Here is a 14350-nt window from a genome sequence, read left to right on the forward strand (position 1 = left end):
TTTTTGCCCAAATCTATGGGTTGTAACGAAGTATTTCGGAAAAAACCCGGTTTCTGGGGCCTGGGCGATCGCATTTTTGGGTGGATGGGCGATCGCATTTTTGGATTAATGTGCGATCGCATTTGAGAGAAATGTGCGATCGCATTTTTGGATTAATGGGCGATCGCATTTTTGGATGGATGGGCGATCGACTTTTTACCATCAATTATTTAAACTAACTCTGACACTCTCAGCCGCCCTTCCATCGGTTCATACTCATCCTCCAAAAGCCAATACTGTGCCTCATCATAACTCTGACTAGAAAACACAACTTTATAAGCCTCAGCCGGATCGTATATCCGACAATTTCCCTCAGCATCACTGAGTAACAAAAGCAGATAAGGAGGTGAAAGATTTGGATCGATCCATACCTCTGTAAACTCCCAGTTATTCTTGACTAAATCGGCTTCGAGGGGTAGCGTGGTATCGGTTTTCAGCATCAACTTTTATCTCTCCATAATAAAGTGAAAGATGGCTACCATCCGGGTCAACTCTATAACCAATTGATTCAATAAAGAACATACCATAACGATCGTAGCCACGAATTGTACCTGTAAACTCTCCATTTTCTATGATAGCTTGAGTTACTTGGTTCATGGTAGCCTCATTGTTAAAAACATGAGCAGCACGTCCTTTATTAAGCAATCTTCTCATTTGTGGCGTGTCTGGCAAATGTTTAGCAACGTGTCTGCTGTCAAGGGTGATTTGGCGATGAATTCCACTCATCAATTAATTACTAAGATCACTGGATATAAAGGATGAGTGCGATCGGAAAACCTGAGCAAAATATTCGTATCTACAAGGCACAACATTGCTAAGAATGCTCCTCATAGATGCCTGCACGACTTATGGCGAAATCTGATAACATGGGAACATTGCCTCCCACACTTTTAATAACATCATCAGCCAATTCATCTAAAAGCATTTCAAACTCGCGATCGCTGATTTCTGCATCAGAATCACTTACTGTTGATAACAGACCTGACGTTGACTTCCAAGTTAGAAAATCAACAAAATTAAGAACAACTTCTAGCTGCGGTTTAGCTAAATAACGCAGCTTATCTACAATGCTTTCAATTAGAGCTTCCATACATTTATAGTTGAGCTTTAATTGCGGTATATCTGCCCTCAATTTTACTATAAATATTAAATTTTGTCAAATTCAACCGATTTTAGAAACCGGAAAACTAATCATCCCCATCCAATCCCAGCGGCACAAAATACTGACTGTAAACCACACTATCCGGTGCCCAAAGCGGCCGCCAATAAACACTTTGAATCACCGCCTTCTCCCCATCAGCATCAGCAGGCCACTCAAAACTGACGATCGCCATATTGCCATAACCCACAATCTCATCACCCTCTTGCAGCCACCGATTCCGCCACAACAACGCTATCAAATCCCACAAACGACGCAACACTAATAACAGTTTATTTTTAGGCAATATACTTGACATATTACCGCCTTCATGCTGCAAAAACAGCCGAGATCTTTGCCGCTTCATCCAGTCAACTCGATAACCCCAATCAGGCAAAGATTGCCTATCCCTCACAGCAGCAGCCACAGCCTTCTTCCTGCCGCGTCTCGGAATCTTCAGCAACTCCAGCGGCTCATTCCATCCCAAACATTCGTGCGATCGCTCGGCAAACAGCGACTTAATCTTAGTATGAATTACATGAGTTGTCCACTCCTCATTAATAAAAGCACTAGCCGTTAACTGCGCCAACACAGACAATCTTTGACTCGCAATTTGCATCTCTCCATTCACCCCAGATACAGGCGACAAACGCTCAATCTCAGGGCGAGAATCGCCAAAATGACAATCCGACCAATAACTCAACCGCACAGCACCAGCATAGTGAATATCCCCCGTCAAAACAATCACCCGATCGCGCTGCTTAAAAAACTCCGACAACAGCTTCACAAAAGCCAACTCATGAAAATTCCAAGCATCCCCCGCATCGGTATTAAAAACCTTCCCCTGTTCCACATCCCGCCTTTGCACCGCATCAATAATCCACAAACCCACCAAATTTGTCGGCACCACAACCAGCGTCGCCTCGATCGCAAATTCCCCAGTTTTATTCAGCAACTCAGTCTCCCGCAAAGGCTGCTGAATTTGCTCCTCAAAACCTTTGTGAGTCAAAAGCATCGGCGGATCGATCGCACTTTCCACTGGATAGCCCCGCCAAGTCCGCGTATCTAGCACAATCACCTCATGCTTAAAACTTCTCACGGTAAAATGCCAATTCAAAACCTCATCATCTCGATCCAAAATCAAAACATCATCATCTAACTTAAACTTCGGCAAACCAGTGTCAATATCAACCGCCGGAATCCCCAAATACCTAGCAGCCTCATCCCAAACACTAACATCAGTCCCCGCCGAATCCGACCACTTTTTAGCAGCTTTTAATAACTTATCTCCTACTCTTCCATCCTCAAACTGTGCGGGGGTATTTCCCCAAGCCTGAAACACAGCATAAGCCAGCAAAGCATTCTGCACCACCAGGCGGCCCAGCGGCTTACCCAGCACCCGATAACACCACTCCCGATTCAAATAGCAATCATCGCTAACATCATGGTCATCGCAAATCATATAAGTAGGAATATTAGCCAGCGCCCGCCTCACTCGCCACAAATTGCGACAAAAACCGTCAAGTTCTACAACTTCTCTATCCCAGACTTTTGCCTGCTTAGAATCTTGACAAATATCCTTACCCTTCGGAAAACTATCGCACCACAGCACAGGAGACCAAACTAACAAATACATCGCGCAATATTCGCCCAAACCAAACAAGTGACTTTTAGCCTTATCCGGTTTATTCACCAACATCGCCGTAAAACCGCCAAAATCTCTAGCAATATCGCTGCGAGTCCCCGGCTTTAACTCAATTGGTTTTTTGTATTCAGACTCAGCATCAGACGCTTGCTGAATTGGCGATTCTCTGAAAGTTTCCCTCTCTTGACGAATTACATTTTTCTTTTCCGATTTCTTAGGTATACTGGTACACAAATTCTTTTTTATTTGGGCATCATTCATCAGGGGCAGATTCTCTTCCCAGCCCAATAGTGTATCGCCAGCGTCAGTCAAGGCCCACAGCATCGCATCGGCAACGTCATCGCCGTAAATTTGGTCACCCGTTAAAAACAGTTGGTGGGGCCGGAAATTTGCCATACCTGCAAACTGTTCGATCGAATTATCCAAGATTGGCAGCGCATCTCTGCCGTCTCCGTGGGGCTTGCGACAAGAACCGTGCACTATACGCAAATAGTTTAAATCCCTCGGTGGCAGGGCAAAAGTCGGCAACCCGTGAGCGAAATAACCGATCGTCTGTGGCCCCAAAACTGACAAATCACCAGCAGTCGGCCACAGACAAGAAAGGAGATTTTCCTGCTCATTTTCTGGGACTCCCACCGACGGCGACTCGCGACTCCCCGCAAACTCAATGTCATAAGCATAAACTTGCCCGGATGTCAAGATATCTCTGTCGATTGGTTTAGCAGTCACGGCCGCTACGTGCAGGTATTTGCCAAGCCGCACAGTAGAACTAGCACCTTGCAGCAACGGCGTACCGACAATTTCACCGGTGCCCCCCTCAGTCGCATAAACCTTGAGTTCGACTTGACGGGGTGCTTTCAAAGCCAGCCAAACTGTTACGCCCCCAGTTTCAACTCGGCGCAAAATCGGGCCTGCAAGAATCAGTGGCAAATGATGAATTCGATGATTTAATGGTGTCCACGACATAGGAATTAAACAAATAAAAATTAAATAACGGGTTTTTGGCAAAGTATCTGTCAGCCGATTTGAGATTTTAGATTTCCTCCATATATCAATCTGGAAGCTTGAACTAGGATCTCAAATTTGGAGTTCACCACTATAGGACTACGTGGCACGGTATCCGTTTCTCGGTTCCTTGTTCCACTTAATTAATGCTAAGTCTGTCAACTCCTGTCCGCCAAATTGTAACAATTCATTAAGGAAATTTAATAATCACTATGCTACAAGAACAAGATTTACAACATTTCTTAGATTCAGTCCCCCAGCTCGCAATTAAACCACCAGCAGCCCCTGTAGAACCCACCAGCGCACCGATCGATCTATCACCTTTAGATCGATCGATCGATCGCCATCCCCTGACAGTGGCTCCAGAAACACTGATCGCCGAAGTATTGGCTCTCATGAACCCGATGCGCGTCTCCTGTCAGCTTTGTAGCGAAAAACAAAAGAATCTTAAGATCCCGGCAAAGCGCAGTTGTGTCATAGTCGTGGAGGACGATCGCCCGATCGGCATTTTCACAGAACGGGATATCGTCAAGCTAAGCACCCTCGAAGCTTGTGCGATCGGACTGACAATTGCTGACGTAATGACTCACTCGCCCATTACCCTCAAACAATCCGAGTCTCAAGATATTTTCACCGCTATATTCACCTTGCGCCAGCACTCGATCCGGCACTTACCCGTAGTCGATGACGACTCGCGACTTGTCGGCATCATCACCCGCGAAGCCATTCACGAAGCCCTACAACCAGTGAACTTGCTAGCAAATTTGCGCTGTGCGGGAGATGTCATGACAAAAGAAGTCATTTGTGCCCCAAAGACTGCCTCAGCCCTCGAATTAGCCCAGCTCATGGTCAAACATCGATCGCATTGCGTCGTCATTGTCGAAGACCAAATTCAGCATCCACAGCGGATCGTACCAATAGAAAAGTATCAAATCCCGATCGGCATTGTCACCGAGCGCGACATCGTGCAGTTTCACGCCCTCGAATTAAACCTCTCGGAAATCTTGGCGGCGGATGCCATGAGTGCGCCTTTATTTTCCATATCTGCCACCGATTCCCTCTTCCGCGCCCACCAGGAAATGCAGCGCCATTGCGTCTGCCGTTTGGTAGTAGTTGGCAGTCACGGAGAGCTTTTGGGTGTTGTTTCTCTGACAAGTTTGCCGCAAGTTTTCAACCAATCTGAGATGTACGGGACGATCGAGCTTTTGCAGCAAGCAGTAGACGATAGAGCCGCCCAATTGCAGAAAACCAACCAACTTTTACAGCAAGAAATTTTAGAGCGCCAGCGCGCCCAAGAAGCCCTGCACCAAGCTCACGAAGACTTAAAAAAACAAGTTGAAGAGCGCACCGCCCAACTTTTAGAATCAAATAAATTATTAAGACGGGATATTATTAAGCGCCAGCGAGTAGAAGAAGTGCTGCGGAAAAAGCAAACCTGCTTGAAAAATCAAGCCGAGCAATTAGAGCAAACAGTGCGGAAATTGCAGCAAACTCAAACTCAATTAGTCCACACCGAAAAAATGTCTTCTTTGGGACAAATGATTGCCGGTATCGCCCACGAAATTAACAATCCGGTTAATTTTATCTACGGCAATCTTTCCCACACGAGTCATTACATCAAAGAATTAATTCAACTATTAGAACTTTACCAGCAGCACTATCCCGAACCAGTCTCGGAAATTAGGGAAGCAGCAGCAGATATGGAAATCGATTTTTTGGTGGAAGACTTATCTAAGATCGTGTCTTCGATGCAAGTTGGCACCGATCGCATCCGCCAAATAGTCCTGTCAATGCGAAATTTTTCGCGATCGGATCGAACTAGCGTCAAATTCGTTGACATTCACGAGGGACTCGACAGCACTTTATTGATTTTGCAGCACAGGCTCAAAGCTCAAGGCGGACATCCAGGTATTCAAATTATTAAGGAATACGGCAATTTGCCCAGCGTCGAGTGCTGTGGAGGTCAGATCAATCAAGTGTTTATGAATATTATCGCCAATGCTATTGATGCTTTGGATGAAGCAATCCAGAAGGGCCAATGGGGAAAGGGAAAGGCGAAAAATCCACCGCCGTTAATTCCTAGTTCTCCATTGACTATTCCCGCAATTACAATTCGCACTGAAGTTGTTGGCGATGTTGTAGCGATCCGCATTTCCGACAACGGCGGGGGCATACCGGATGAGATTTGCCGGCAACTATTTGACCCGTTTTTTACTACCAAACCAGTCGGTAAGGGGACTGGCTTGGGACTGTCTATTTCCTATCATTTAGTTGTGGAACAGCATGGGGGGCGGCTGGAGTGCGTTTCGGAAGTTGGACTGGGGACTGAGTTTGCGATCGAGATTCCGATCGTCAGAAGGCAGGTGACAGTTGACAGTTGACAGTTGACAGTTGACAGTTGACAGAAGGCAGTTGACAGTTGACAGTTGGCAGTTGTAGGGGCAGTGCCCCCGTGAGAGCCCTCTTAGTTGACAGTTGACAGTTGTAGGGGCGGTGGATGGTGCGGGCGGGCCCTCTTTAAAAAGATGTTTTTTTAAAACAGTGCTGTCCTCGATCGCGTGCTTGATATTAAATCCGGCAGCACCGGAATTATGAGCGTGCGAGCGAGACGATCGCACTGACTTCATCCAAACAGATGATTCCGATACAACCGGAAACGATTTTACACAGCATGGGAGCGAGCACAGCACCACAAAAAACTGACCGCTAACAACTGAAAATTGTATTGCGCGATCGCACTTGCGCCAAGAGTGAAACCCGGTTTCTTCGGAGATTTCTCGTCACAAAATGCAAAACTCGCAGAAACCGGATTTCTAGCCACCGATGCGTCAACTGCCCACTGCCCACTGCCCACTGCCCACTGCCCACTGCCCACTGCCCACTGTCCACTGTCAATTACCAACTGCCCACTGCCCACTATCGCTCAATTACTAAAAATTCACAATTTTTTACACAACACTCAAAACCCAAGCAAAATCACTCTTTCCTAATCTAAAATCTCAAATCTCAAATCCAAAATCGTCTAATTTTGGCATCCCAGGCCCAATTAACCCAACTTACTTTCCGCTTTGCCTCATCCACTAGCGCCTTTGTTCCCCCTCCACTTACCCCACAAGCCATCAACTGCACCCATCCTAGCCCCAAACCCAAAGACTGAGATTATTTGAGAAGTTAATTTTTGTTTTGTTTTTGTACCTCTTTTTATTAAGAAAGTATTCTAAAACTTAAATAAAATCTAAAATATTTATAAAAATAGATTTGTAAATCAAAAAACCAGCTAAGATGCCCAAAGATGCAAAATAAATAGAATTACTAGCATTTTCATTTCGAGGGCCCCTTTCTTTTCCTCGTAACTTAGCTAATAATGCTTTCAACGAGCTTTCAGCACAGCCAACTCCAAACTTGACAAGAATGGGATTGCGGTAAGGGCACTGGAGGAAAGGTTATTGCATTGGGGCGATCGCAACATCAAAGCGTGAAAGCGTGAAACCCCAGCCCGATCGTTTTGATAGAAACCTATAGGAGAAAAAAGAGTGAAACTCGCAGTTTACGGAAAAGGTGGAATTGGCAAATCGACAACAAGCTGCAACATCTCCGTTGCCCTAGCCAAACGCGGCAAGAAAGTTTTGCAAATCGGTTGCGATCCAAAGCACGACAGCACATTTACCCTCACGGGCTTCTTGATCCCCACAATTATTGACACCCTTCAGGAAAAGGACTATCACTACGAAGACGTTTGGCCCGAAGATGTCATCTACAAAGGCTACGGCGGCGTTGACTGCGTAGAAGCAGGCGGCCCGCCCGCAGGAGCTGGTTGCGGCGGCTACGTAGTCGGAGAGACCGTTAAACTGCTCAAAGAACTCAATGCCTTCGAGGAATACGATGTCATCCTGTTCGACGTACTCGGCGACGTAGTGTGTGGCGGTTTTGCCGCCCCATTGAACTACGCCGACTACTGCATGATTGTGACCGACAACGGATTCGACGCATTATTTGCAGCCAACCGCATCGCCGCCTCAGTTCGCGAAAAAGCCCGAACTCACCCGTTGCGCCTCGCCGGTCTAATTGGCAACCGCACCTCCAAGCGCGATTTGATCGACAAGTACATCGACACCGTACCCATGCCAGTGCTGGAAGTCCTGCCGCTAATTGAAGACATCCGCGTTTCTCGCGTCAAAGGCAAAACTTTGTTTGAGATGGCCGAGTCTGACCCATCCCTCAACTACGTCTGCGATTACTACCTCAACATCGCCGACCAAATTTTGGCAATGCCCGAAGGAGTAGTGCCCAACGACACGCCCGATCGCGAATTATTCTCCTTGTTGTCAGATTTTTATCTAAATCCTGTGCAACCGGTGGTCAAGAAGGAGGAAGATGAGCTAGACCTGATGATGGTTTAATAGGTCTAGCGATCAGGATGAGGATAAAGAGGTTATGGCTTTTTTTGATACTTTTTCAGTTGCTCTCAAACAGAAGTGGTTGGACTACTACCAGGCAAATCGGACTTGGCTGCTCCTGCACATGACGGCTGACAACACGGTCGCCACACCCGACGGCGGGAAAAGGCCTGTTTCTTACCTCATCCTGGGAATTGCGGCTGCCCTGGAGCCGGAACTCCAGCAATTAATGCTGCCCTTCTCAAAACTCAAGCCGGATGCAGATAGCCTGATCGAAGTCTTGGGTCTAAATTTTGACCCGGATCTAGCACTAGGTATGCCTTCAAGTACCGTGCCACAAATGGCCGGTCAACCTCCAACTGCAACTGCTGCACCCGCAGCCGCTCCAACTGCAACTGCTGCACCCGCAGCCGCTCCAACTGCAACTGCTGCACCCGCAGCCGCTCCAACTGCTGCACCCGCAGCCGCTCCAACTGCCGCTCCCACTGCAACTGCTGCACCCGCTGATGCCAAATCTAATAAATTAGGCGGTGCGGCCCTAACAGCAGCCGGAGTAGTCGCCGGAGTCGCCGGAGTCGCTGGTCTGGCTGCTGCTGCTAACGCACTGAGACCGGATGAGGAAGAAGCAGTCTCTGACTTCGACATGGACGAGGACGAGGCAGAAGCAGTCTCTGACTTCGACATGGATGAGGATGAGGAAGAATCTGTCTCCGACTTCGACATGGACGAGGATGAGGAAGAATCTGTCTCCGACTTCGACATGGACGAGGATGAGGAAGAAGAAGCTTCGGCTTTGGACGGTCTCGACCTCGATGATGAGGAAGACGGCATATCTGGCTTCGATATGGGCGAGGATGAGGAAGACGCCATATCAGACTTCGATATGAGCGACGACGAGGAAGATGAAGCCTCAGCTTTGGGCGGTCTCGACCTCGATGATGAGGAAGATGAAGCCTCAGCTTTGGGCGGTCTCGACCTCGATGACGAGGAAGATGAAGCCTCAGCTTTGGGCGGTCTCGACCTCGATGATGAGGAAGATGAAGCCTCAGCTTTGGGCGGTCTCGACCTTGATGACGAGGAAGATGAAGCCTTAGGCTTGGGTGGTCTCGACCTCGACGATGAGGAAGATGAAGCCTCAGAATTTGGGACTTTGACCTCTGGGGATCTCGAAGCGGGGATATCCGATCCGTTTGGGGAAGAAGATGCAGAGTTTGTCGCCGAAGCAATACCCGATCCGTTTGGGGCAACGACCTCAGATGACCTAGATATGGATCTGGGCGACTTGGACGAAGATGGTCTTGACGATTTCTCTGTATCTGATGACGATGACCTCGACGAACTCGGACTAGACGATTTGGGGGAAGCAACTACCGGAGATCCTGATGAAGATGATTTAGATGCTCTAGGTCTCGGTGATTTGGATTCTGATGATGAGGATGAAGAGATTTCGGGCTTTTTGTCGGATTTTAAGTAAGGTTGTTGCGATCGCCAAATTTTATCCCAGTCAGGAGTTTTCCCGCCTATTTGTGAGTTGTGAGTTGCGAGTTGTTAAATTTTAATTAACTCAAACTCACAACCACCAAAATGGTTTTTAGCTTAGCTAGACAGGTGGGAATCCCCAGCCCATAATCTTTGATTTGGGGTGGGATGAAAGACGTGCGAGGATATGAGCGACCCTCCAAGCGATGTTGAGCGTAGCCAACCAATAATGGAGGGTGGCGACGAGACGAGCACTCCTCCGTAATAATTGCGGTAAAATACTCATACCTTAGATCAAAGAATAACAATCTGGGTCTAAGTCAAAAGTTTTGATGTGACAAGTGGGGCGGGACGTGTTCCTCACTATAAAACGCCGTAGAGGGAAACGATTGGAGTACCTTGAAGGAAGATCTTGATATCCTTGACCGGACTCAGATGCCTACAACATACCGCTTGCGGTTGGTGTAGGAGCGTCACCGAGTTGAAAAACACTAAATCCCTGCTGTGAGGGATTACCAGCCCTCGCGCAGAATTTTTGAGCTGGAATTTTAGATGCTGCTGCTGCGAAAATATTCAGTTTGCTGCATCTATTTTTCACAGGAATTACGCCAAAACCAGGTATTTCTATTATTGTTCTGCGATCGTGCGATCGCCAAATACAGGTATTTCCTCGCTAACTATAGCCTGGGAAAGTTCCAGACGAAAAACAATTTAAATGGAGAACATTTGAAATATGACTGCAATTACGACTACTGAGCCAGAAGCTTTAAACTTTGAATGCGAAACTGGTAATTATCACACATTTTGTCCGATTAGCTGCGTAGCTTGGCTTTATCAAAAAATTGAAGATAGCTTTTTCCTAGTCATCGGTACCAAAACTTGCGGCTACTTCTTGCAAAACGCCATGGGCGTGATGATTTTTGCCGAACCGCGCTATGCGATGGCTGAGTTGGAAGAAGGCGACATTTCCGCTCAATTAAACGATTTCGATGAGTTGAAACGACTGTGTTTGCAAATTAAGCGCGATCGTAACCCCAGTGTAATCGTCTGGATCGGCACCTGCACCACCGAAATCATCAAAATGGACTTAGAAGGCCTAGCACCCAAGCTCGAAGCCGAAATTGGCATTCCCATCGTCACAGCCCGCGCTAACGGCTTAGACTACGCTTTCACTCAAGGCGAAGATACCGTTTTAGCCGCGATGGCTGCTAAATGCCCTGAGAAAGCGCCGGTGATGGAATCTCAAAAAGTAGAACGCAATGCTATCTCTCAACTGCTGAACTTCGGCAAGAAAAAAGAGGAAGTTGCAGCAGATGAATCCGAATATGTCAAGCACACACCGCTGGTACTTTTCGGTTCCTTGCCCGACCCGGTTGTGACTCAGCTCACCTTAGAATTGAAGAAGCAAGGCATCAAAGTTTCCGGTTGGCTGCCTTCCAAACGCTACACTGAATTGCCAGTTTTGGAAGAAGGCTATTATGTATCCGGCATGAATCCGTTCTTGTCCCGTACCGCTTCGACGTTGATGCGCCGTCGTAAGTGTAAGCTAATTGGTGCTCCATTCCCGATCGGGCCTGACGGAACCCGCGCCTGGATTGAAAAGATTTGCTCAGTTTTGGGCATTGAACCGAAAGGTTTAGACGAAAGAGAAGCGCAAATCTGGGCTGGTTTAGAAGATTATTTGCAAATCATTCGCGGCAAATCAGTCTTCTTCATGGGCGACAACTTGCTAGAGATTTCTTTAGCACGATTCTTGATTCGCTGCGGCATGACTTGTCCAGAAATCGGCATTCCTTACATGGACAAACGCTATCAAGCCGCTGAATTGGCTTTGTTAGAAAAGACTTGTCACGAAATGGGAGTTCCCACACCTCGGATTGTCGAAAAACCCGACAATTACAATCAGCTACAGCGGATTTACGAGCAAAATATCGACTTAGTGATTACCGGTATGGCTCACGCGAATCCTTTGGAAGCGCGCGGAATCAATACTAAATGGTCAGTTGAGTTTACTTTCGCTCAGATTCACGGATTTGGGAATGCGCGGGATATTTTGGAGTTGGTGACTCGCCCGTTGCGCCGGAATAATTCGCTGAAGGATTTGGGCTGGGGTGATTTGGTGAAGAAAGAAGCCAAGGTTTAGTTTCTGAATTACATCTGATTCATAGCGAGGGTGGGCAATGCCCGCCCTTTTTTATTAGAATAGTATAAGCATCCGTAAAAATTTATGGGCAAGTTAGGAAAACTGGTAGAACAATTTTTAGCAAATCCACCAGAAGTGCGGTTTGACGATGTGTGCTATATCCTAACTGCTTTTGGGTTTGAAGAGAAGCGATCGAAAGGAAGTCACCATACTTTTGTCAATACTGATGGATTAAATATTACAGTTCCTAAAAAAGGCGGTCAAAAGGTAAAAGGAGTATACGTCAAGCAAATTGTTGTGCTATTGAAATTAGAGGAATGGAGCAATGAATCAGAAGATAGAATTGAAGAATAAATCTTTAGAATATTACTTAAGCCTGAGATATGCTGTAAGTTTTTACCCAGATCCAGAAGGAGGCTATACAGTCCTCATCAAAGACCTTCCAGGTTGTATGTCTGTAGGAGAAACTTTGCTAGAAGCAATGGAGAACATTGAAGAAGCTAGGGAATTGTGGATAGAGACTGCTTATGAGTGCGGACATGAGATTCCTTTACCTACCACGGAAATTGAGTATAGCGGAAGTTTATCGTTGCAAATTCCGAAATCTCTACATTTAACTTTAGCAGAAAAAGCGGAAAGGGAAGGAGTTAGTCTTGACCAGTACATTCTGGTTGTGTTAAGTAAGGCTGGCTAAAAGTTAACTCTTTTTTTATGAACTGCCGAGGAATTATCGATAGTCGCGGGTTACAAAATCTTGTGTATGCTCTCAACAACTTGCTCAAGAAAATCAACCGCTTCATTAACTAATAGTTCATCAATAGGCCAGCGATCGCCTATTGGGTATGAAGGATCTATATCTGCTTCGTGTGCTATCTTATTTCTGCGATCGACAATCCGACTTAGTTGTTGTTTTATATCTTTAGCAGGGCTACCCATGTTACTAGAGACTTCTTCCCACAACTTTTTATCGCAAATCAGCCGGACAGCATCAGCTATAGCATTTGGCTGCTGAAAACTTTTGTAGCTGTGGCGTTGGCGAATTTCATCTTCTAACCAGGAATCAATATTCTGTCCTGCGTTTATACCTGCACGAGCGCTACCCAGTGAAATTTGAAACCCCGAAAATGCTGGCGGTTCAGGACGTTGCCCGCGATGGATTTCTAACATTCCTATCCTGACAACTTCGTGAATATAGTAATCCAAAGCGCTAACCGCTAGAACAAGTGAAGCTCTCAGCATATCTGAAAGATCCAGAACACTGCTAGCTTGAGCTTTTAAAGAATTATGCACAGCAATCAGATCCCGAACGCGAGCAATACTGATGCGAAATAGATCAATTGCTGACTGCATGGCTCGTTAACTCAATAACTCTGTCCGCCAGTGCGGAAAAAACTTTTTTAAACTCTTCTTGCGATCCTAAAGTATTTTCCCAAACTATACCAAACTCCTCTATTTGCTTTGGGGTGAGAGCAAAAACTGGTGTTTGATGATCTTGATACTTAGCAATCAAGCTGTTAAAGTTAGAAATTTTTGCAAGGCATAAATCACTCCCAATTCCTTGAGAATTGTACATCTGATTACTTAGTAGCATATTATTTTTTCGCAAAGATGGTACTAATCTACTAGAAACAGCTTCTTCAATTCCATCTATCCACTTCTGAAAATCAGCGGCGGGTTCTTGACGTATTATTCGATAGTTTTGAATTACAGTCCCAAGCAAGCGCGGTGTAACTTTGGGAAATGGATAGTCGGCATCTTTCAAAATCCTCATTTCTGAAGCTTTCTGAGCCCAAGCATACCATTTTGGCAAAATTTTTGCCAAAGAATCGATCGCCATTACTGAAAAGAAGTCTGCACTGGTAGGAAGTATAAAAAAATCACTGGTCATCATTAGATTCTGATTGATTGAGCTTAAAATTGGACTCATATCAATCAAAATATAATCAGCCTCAAATTTATCTGCTGTTTTTTGCAAAAGATATGAAATTGAACCAGGTAAGTTTTGCAGTGTTTGAATTGAACCGCTTAGCTCTTGTGCAATGCCTAATGTTACCTCATATTCACCAAATCCCACATGACCGGGCAACAACAACAAACCATCGCACCCTTCTACTGGCAAACAATCTACAGCCTCAATTAGCTTAGGCCTTGATTCAAACGCAGGTGCTAAGCCTGATTTAATATTCTGTTCTTTTTTATATACTTCCTCTAGCTCTTCCCTAGTTGAAGACCCCAGAACCATCCCTGTCAGGTCACATTGCGGATCGGCATCCACTAAAATTACTTTTTTACCTTTTGTGGCTAACATCCATCCCAGGTTGAATGTAGTGGTTGTTTTGCCAATGCCAGCCTTGTGATTAAATAGAGCTATTTTCTGAACCATATTTTTTATACTTTTGGGAAGTCAGTACGTGAGCCTTATAACTAAGCTTATGACTATTATAGAGTCAGGGATGAAAAGGCGCACTTTTGCCCCAAGCCTTCCAGAATCGCAGCCCACACCC

General features: G+C 46.0%; 14 protein-coding genes. 7 read left to right on the plus strand and 7 right to left on the minus strand.

The window, feature by feature from the left end; genetic code table 11:
• The first annotated feature begins 80 nt into the window (after positions 1 to 80).
• Positions 81 to 218: a hypothetical protein gene (locus tag QZ938_RS00635; protein WP_293365322.1), complete on the plus strand. Its 138-nt coding sequence runs from the start codon at positions 81 to 83 to the stop codon at positions 216 to 218.
• Here QZ938_RS00635 and QZ938_RS00640 read toward each other — a convergent pair.
• The 4 genes from QZ938_RS00640 to QZ938_RS00655 form a co-directional block, all read right to left on the minus strand.
• On the minus strand, positions 210 to 479 hold the full coding sequence (locus tag QZ938_RS00640; RefSeq protein WP_293346666.1) for a hypothetical protein: 270 nt from the start codon (positions 477 to 479) through the stop codon (positions 210 to 212). The two genes, QZ938_RS00635 and QZ938_RS00640, sit on opposite strands and share 9 nt — an antisense overlap.
• A complete protein-coding gene (locus QZ938_RS00645) occupies positions 427 to 765 on the minus strand; it encodes a hypothetical protein (RefSeq protein ID WP_293346663.1) in 339 nt (112 codons plus the stop codon). The genes QZ938_RS00640 and QZ938_RS00645 overlap by 53 nt, the downstream gene beginning before the upstream one ends.
• 88 nt (positions 766 to 853) lie before the next feature.
• Positions 854 to 1129, minus strand: coding sequence for a hypothetical protein (locus QZ938_RS00650; RefSeq protein ID WP_293346660.1), 276 nt, complete (start codon positions 1127 to 1129; stop codon positions 854 to 856).
• A gap of 97 nt (positions 1130 to 1226) precedes the next feature.
• Complete coding sequence (locus QZ938_RS00655; RefSeq protein ID WP_367181814.1) at positions 1227 to 3752, minus strand: PhoD-like phosphatase; 2526 nt, start codon at positions 3750 to 3752, stop codon at positions 1227 to 1229.
• 287 nt (positions 3753 to 4039) lie between these two features.
• Here QZ938_RS00655 and QZ938_RS00660 point away from each other — a divergent pair, with 287 nt between their 5' ends.
• Positions 4040 to 6208: a CBS domain-containing protein gene (locus tag QZ938_RS00660; RefSeq protein WP_293346654.1), complete on the plus strand. Its 2169-nt coding sequence runs from the start codon at positions 4040 to 4042 to the stop codon at positions 6206 to 6208.
• A gap of 281 nt (positions 6209 to 6489) precedes the next feature.
• Here the strand turns inward: QZ938_RS00660 and QZ938_RS00665 are convergent, their stop codons facing one another.
• On the minus strand, positions 6490 to 6729 hold the full coding sequence (locus tag QZ938_RS00665) for a hypothetical protein (protein ID WP_293346651.1): 240 nt from the start codon (positions 6727 to 6729) through the stop codon (positions 6490 to 6492).
• Positions 6730 to 7360: 631 nt separating this feature from the next.
• Here QZ938_RS00665 and bchL point away from each other — a divergent pair.
• From bchL to QZ938_RS00690, 5 genes are all read left to right on the plus strand, one after another.
• The gene (gene bchL / locus QZ938_RS00670) at positions 7361 to 8227 is read left to right on the plus strand and encodes a ferredoxin:protochlorophyllide reductase (ATP-dependent) iron-sulfur ATP-binding protein (RefSeq protein WP_293249824.1); all 867 of its coding nucleotides are present in this window, start codon (positions 7361 to 7363) and stop codon (positions 8225 to 8227) included.
• A gap of 34 nt (positions 8228 to 8261) precedes the next feature.
• Positions 8262 to 9698, plus strand: coding sequence for a DUF5331 domain-containing protein (locus QZ938_RS00675; protein ID WP_293346648.1), 1437 nt, complete (start codon positions 8262 to 8264; stop codon positions 9696 to 9698).
• 738 nt (positions 9699 to 10436) lie between these two features.
• Positions 10437 to 11846, plus strand: a complete 1410-nt coding sequence (locus tag QZ938_RS00680; protein WP_293143922.1) for a ferredoxin:protochlorophyllide reductase (ATP-dependent) subunit N — start codon at positions 10437 to 10439, stop codon at positions 11844 to 11846.
• Positions 11847 to 11930: 84 nt separating this feature from the next.
• A complete protein-coding gene (locus QZ938_RS00685) occupies positions 11931 to 12200 on the plus strand; it encodes a type II toxin-antitoxin system HicA family toxin (protein WP_293346645.1) in 270 nt (89 codons plus the stop codon).
• Positions 12172 to 12540 (plus strand): type II toxin-antitoxin system HicB family antitoxin, encoded by a 369-nt coding sequence (locus QZ938_RS00690; protein ID WP_293346642.1) that lies wholly within the window; start codon positions 12172 to 12174, stop codon positions 12538 to 12540. Before QZ938_RS00685 ends, QZ938_RS00690 begins: the two co-directional genes overlap by 29 nt.
• A gap of 50 nt (positions 12541 to 12590) precedes the next feature.
• Here the strand turns inward: QZ938_RS00690 and QZ938_RS00695 are convergent, their stop codons facing one another.
• Both QZ938_RS00695 and QZ938_RS00700 read right to left on the minus strand, forming a co-directional pair.
• Positions 12591 to 13196, minus strand: coding sequence for a HEPN domain-containing protein (locus tag QZ938_RS00695; RefSeq protein WP_293346639.1), 606 nt, complete (start codon positions 13194 to 13196; stop codon positions 12591 to 12593).
• Positions 13180 to 14229, minus strand: a complete 1050-nt coding sequence (locus QZ938_RS00700) for a ParA family protein (RefSeq protein WP_293346636.1) — start codon at positions 14227 to 14229, stop codon at positions 13180 to 13182. The genes QZ938_RS00695 and QZ938_RS00700 overlap by 17 nt, the downstream gene beginning before the upstream one ends.
• Positions 14230 to 14350: the final 121 nt, after the last annotated feature.

The sequence above is a fragment of the Microcoleus sp. CAWBG27 genome, assembly GCF_020883145.1.
Lineage (GTDB): Bacteria > Cyanobacteriota > Cyanobacteriia > Cyanobacteriales > Microcoleaceae > Microcoleus.

Excerpts from the sequence above, each read along its gene's own strand:
- QZ938_RS00675 (WP_293346648.1), top strand. The coding sequence starts at position 8,262 with ATGGCTTTTTTTGATACTTTTTCAGTTGCTCTCAAACAGAAGTGGTTG.
- QZ938_RS00645 (WP_293346663.1), bottom strand. The coding sequence starts at position 765 with ATGAGTGGAATTCATCGCCAAATCACCCTTGACAGCAGACACGTTGCT.
- QZ938_RS00695 (WP_293346639.1), bottom strand. The coding sequence starts at position 13,196 with ATGCAGTCAGCAATTGATCTATTTCGCATCAGTATTGCTCGCGTTCGG.
- QZ938_RS00700 (WP_293346636.1), bottom strand. The coding sequence starts at position 14,229 with ATGGTTCAGAAAATAGCTCTATTTAATCACAAGGCTGGCATTGGCAAA.
- QZ938_RS00660 (WP_293346654.1), top strand. The coding sequence starts at position 4,040 with ATGCTACAAGAACAAGATTTACAACATTTCTTAGATTCAGTCCCCCAG.
- QZ938_RS00640 (WP_293346666.1), bottom strand. The coding sequence starts at position 479 with ATGCTGAAAACCGATACCACGCTACCCCTCGAAGCCGATTTAGTCAAG.
- QZ938_RS00685 (WP_293346645.1), top strand. The coding sequence starts at position 11,931 with ATGGGCAAGTTAGGAAAACTGGTAGAACAATTTTTAGCAAATCCACCA.
- QZ938_RS00690 (WP_293346642.1), top strand. The coding sequence starts at position 12,172 with ATGAATCAGAAGATAGAATTGAAGAATAAATCTTTAGAATATTACTTA.
- QZ938_RS00650 (WP_293346660.1), bottom strand. The coding sequence starts at position 1,129 with ATGGAAGCTCTAATTGAAAGCATTGTAGATAAGCTGCGTTATTTAGCT.
- QZ938_RS00680 (WP_293143922.1), top strand. The coding sequence starts at position 10,437 with ATGACTGCAATTACGACTACTGAGCCAGAAGCTTTAAACTTTGAATGC.